Here is a 2,063-nt window from a genome sequence, read left to right as displayed (position 1 = left end):
CGTCGACGGGAACGGGACGTCATCGGCGTCGATGCTGTCGGCAAGCGCCCCGGCGTCGGGGGCAAGCTGGGCGGCGAGGCGGTTGAGGGGCGCGATGGCGATGCGGCCTGAGAGGTGGCGCAAGGCCTCCTTTCCAGTGACGACGGCGGTTTCGTCAGCCAGAACCTGGCCGTAGTCAATGCCGGTTGCGGTGAGGATGATGCGGTTGTCGTCGGCGTGGGTTGCCCAGGTGAAAGCGGGCAGCGAGCTGGTGATTTCGCTGAAATTGCCGGTGATTTCACTGGCGCGCAGCACGGTGAAGGCCTGGCCGGTCGCGGGGGCCTTGCCCATGACGGTGACGGCGAGCTTGCCGGAGATATCCGCCTTGCCGGAGACGACAAGCCGGTCCGCGCTACCGCTGTCGCTGACGCGCACGGCCAGGGCGCCGCCAGAATGCTGGACATAATCGCCTGATATGGTCAGCGTGCCCGGCGCTGCGATCTTGCCGGGGGCAATCACCCCGCCATGCTGGACCAGGGCGCCGCCAACGCTGATCTTGCCCGCGCCGGCGATGTGTCCGCCAGTTTGAACCAGTCCCGGCGTTGCAGGCCCGGAGGTGGGGGCGCTGAAGGTCGCCGTGGACAGCGCGCCATCGACCCTGAGGCTGCCCTGTTCGATCAGTGTGTCCAGCACGACGCCAAGGCGTTTCTTCGCCGGGATGATGATCGCCGCGTCCTCGCCGGCGAGGGTCAGACGGTCAACGACCGGCGATTTGTCGACAGTGATGCGCGAGCGGCCAGTAACGAGGACCTCATAATAACGGCCGGTATTGCCGAACGTCAGCGAGCCTTCCTGGTTGTTTGGCGCCGCGCGCCGGGCGTCCGGCGATGCGTTGACGTCCTTCCAGGCTTGCGCCGCGCTCCACGCCCATGCGCCATCTTCGGCGACGACATGGCGGAGCGGATTGTTGGCGTCGAGCCAGGCCTTGTTGAACGGGATCGCGGCGTATGACGCCTGCGCGCCAGGGCCGTCACTGCCGGCGCTGAGGACGCCGATCTGGATGAGAGATCCATCCTCCAGCGTCATGAACAGCGGTCCGCCGCTATCGCCTGAGGCAGGATGCGCCAGCCATGGCAATTCCGGGCCATTGCCCGGCTGGCGGAATTTGAGGCGGATGAGGTTTCGGCTGTGAGCGCTGTCCGCCGTCATGAAAATAGTTGAATCTCCGAAACGGCGACGGCTGTCATCGCGGAGCTTGCCTGAGGCGGCGCCATATTTGCCGTAGCCGGCAAGGCGCACCCGGGTTCCCGAACTGGGTGAGGGGTGGCCGGACTGTTGCAGGACGACCGGCTTCACGCCTGTTGCCGGCGCCTTGAGGGAAAGCAGGGCGATATCATTGGGGTGCGCCTCGCCTGCCACGGATTCATAGGCAGGATGCAGCAGGACGCCGCCCGCGCTCCGGTCATGGGGCGATGTCGCGTGGGCATCGGGGCTGAAACGGATGGTGGCCAGCCCAAACGCCGGCCGCAGGGCGGAGGCCATGCCGCCTGGGAAACAGTGGGCGGCTGTCAGCACGGTCCGGTGGTTGAGCAACGTGCCGGTGCACAGGCTGCCAACAACGGGAAAATACAGGGACACCACATTGGCGTGCTGGTTGTCCTGGTCAAACCAGTCATGAAGGCCATCTCCCGGGCTAGGCAAAAGCGCCGCGGCCCGGTCGTTCAGCACGACGGCCTGCGCGGCAACAGGGGCGCAGGCCAGGGCAGCCACGAGCGCCGCAGCGAATTGTTGCGGGCGAAGCGCCCGAAGCCGGTCATGTCTCGTTGTAATGTGCGAAAAAGTCTTGAAAATAAACATTAATACCATTTCTCTCAAATGCTGACGATAGATTTTGTCAATAGTAAATTTGTAGAACTACTATAAATTAATCGAAATATTTGATGATTCATTGGTATTTATAAATGGTCGTTGACTGTCCAGATGTGCGCAATCTGGCGCGCCGTCCGGGTTGATGGGTTGCCCCATCCCAACGCCCCGATGGCGCTTGCTGCGGCGGCCCTGGAGCATCGTCTCCAGGGCCGCCG

The 2,063-nt window shown here is 63.9% G+C and carries 1 protein-coding gene; it reads right to left on the bottom strand.

Annotated features, from left to right (window positions below; genetic code table 11):
* The coding region (locus ACERNI_RS17215) for a trypsin-like serine protease (RefSeq protein WP_448834463.1) at positions 1-1,707 on the bottom strand (1,707 nt) is incomplete at its 3' end.
* Positions 1,708-2,063: the final 356 nt, after the last annotated feature.

It is taken from the genome of Camelimonas sp. ID_303_24 (assembly GCF_053543495.1).
Note: the sequence above shows the minus strand (reverse complement) of the source record. Positions and strands in the feature narration are given on the sequence as shown.